This is a genomic window from Inquilinus sp. OTU3971, assembly GCF_038440215.1.
The window spans coordinates 1-1,862 of sequence record NZ_JASATH010000398.1 but is presented as its reverse complement, the minus strand read 5'-3'; the positions used below and the strand labels follow the sequence as shown (position 1 = coordinate 1,862).

Annotated in this window: 2 protein-coding genes; both read left to right on the top strand. The window is 68.4% G+C overall.

Going from position 1 to position 1,862, the window contains the following annotated elements:
- Window positions 1-35: 35 nt before the first annotated feature.
- Window positions 36-1,124: a Gfo/Idh/MocA family protein gene (locus AAHM41_RS40060; protein ID WP_342242231.1), complete on the top strand. Its 1,089-nt coding sequence runs from the start codon at window positions 36-38 to the stop codon at window positions 1,122-1,124.
- Window positions 1,125-1,134: 10 nt separating this feature from the next.
- Entirely contained in the window at window positions 1,135-1,728 is a 594-nt protein-coding gene (locus tag AAHM41_RS40055; protein ID WP_342242230.1) for a gluconokinase, read from the top strand.
- Window positions 1,729-1,862: the final 134 nt, after the last annotated feature.

The following is a 1,862-nucleotide window of genomic DNA, read 5'->3' as shown; positions in this document are numbered from 1 at the left end:
CAGTAAGACTAACCCATGAACCAGGGAGTCCCGCCATGACCGATCCGGTGCGTGTCCTCGTTGTCGGCGTCGGCCATATGGGCCTGTCGCACGCTCTGGCCTATCACAGGCTGGACGGGTTCCAGATCGTTGGCCTGGTCGCCCGCTCGATCGCCAAGGCCGACCTGCCGGCGGAGCTGGTCGACTATCCGCGCTTCGCCGATTACGGCGCGGCCCTGGCCGAGACCCGGCCGGACGCCGTCTCGATCAACACCTGGACCGACACGCATGCCGAGTTCGCGCTGCAGGCGATGGATGCCGGCGCCCATGTGTTCATGGAGAAGCCGATCGCGACCACGGTCGAGGATGCCGAGCGCGTCGTGGCCCGGGCCAAGGAAACCGGCCGCAAGCTGGTGATCGGCTACATCCTGCGGGTCCACCCCTCCTGGGTGAAGTTCATCGAGGTGGCGAAGACGCTGGGCAAGCCGCTGGTGATGCGGATGAACCTGAACCAGCAGAGCTCCGGCCCGTCCTGGACCTGGCACAAGAACCTGCTGCAGTCGCTGTCGCCGGTGGTGGATTGCGGCGTCCACTATGTCGACGTGATGTGCCAGATGACCGGCGCCAAGCCGGTGCGGGTGCATGGCATCGGCGCCCGGCTGTCCAGCGAGGTCGCGATCCACAATTACGGCCATCTGCACGTCGTCTTCGACGACGGCTCGGTCGGCTGGTACGAGGCCGGCTGGGGCCCGATGATGAGCGAGGTCGCCTATTTCGTGAAGGACGTGGTCGGGCCGAAGGGCTGCGTCTCGATCGTGGTGCCGCAGGACGGGCAGGGCGAGGCCAGGACCGACGCGATCTCGGAGTCCGCTGATATCGACCAGCACACCAAGACCAACGCGCTGAAGCTGCATTCCGCCGCGATCGACGCGAACAACCACTTCGTCGACAAGGACCGCTGGATCACCATGGCCGATGAGCCCGGCCACCAGGATCTGTGCGACCGCGAGCAGGAGTTCTTCCTGCGCGCGATCCGCGAGGATCTGGACCTGACCGACTCCATGCAGGCGGCGATCGACAGCCTGCGCATCGTGCTGGCGGCGGATGAGAGCTTCCGCACCGGCGAGGTTGTGAAGCTCAGCTGAGGACATGCCCATGCCGGCCGCGGATCACGGCGCGACCCACACCCGTCCTTCCGACTCCGGTCGTGGCGACCCGCCCGGCGTGATCATCGTCATGGGCGTCTCCGGCTCGGGCAAGACCACGATCGGCAAGCAGCTGGCCCGTCGCATGGGCGGGGTCTTCGCCGACGCCGACAGCTTTCACCCCCCGGCCAACATCGAGAAGATGAAGGCCGGGCACCCGCTCACCGACGAGGATCGCTGGCCCTGGCTCGACGCCATGGCGGCGCAGATCGGGCAGTGGCTCGCGGACAAACAGCCCGCCGTGCTGGCTTGCTCGGCCCTCAAGCGCGTGTATCGCGACCGGCTGGTCGCCGGCCGGCCGCAGGTGGCCTTCCTCTATCTCTCGGGGTCGGAAGCGGTGATCGCCACCCGCCTGGCCAACCGCAAGGGCCATTTCATGCCGCCCGCCCTGCTGCGCAGCCAGTTCGAGACGCTGGAGCCGCCGGGCGAGGGCGAGCGGGTGGTGACGGTCGACATCCGCCACCCGCCGCGCCGCATCGTCGACATCGCCGCCCGCCGCTTCGGGCTGGGGGCGCAGCCTTCTCGGGCGACAGAGGGGGCCTGACCTTTCCGGTTGGACACGGCACCGCTTGGCACATCATCCGACCGGTTCATTATAGTCCCCCCTCCCCTTGCGGGAGGGGGCAGGGGGAGGGGTGTGGGGGGGGGCGCGCGCGGGGGGGGGGGAAAAAGGGGGCG

Coding starts and splice junctions, on each gene's coding strand:
- AAHM41_RS40060 (WP_342242231.1), top strand. CDS start 36: ATGACCGATCCGGTGCGTGTCCTCGTTGTCGGCGTCGGCCATATGGGC.
- AAHM41_RS40055 (WP_342242230.1), top strand. CDS start 1,135: ATGCCGGCCGCGGATCACGGCGCGACCCACACCCGTCCTTCCGACTCC.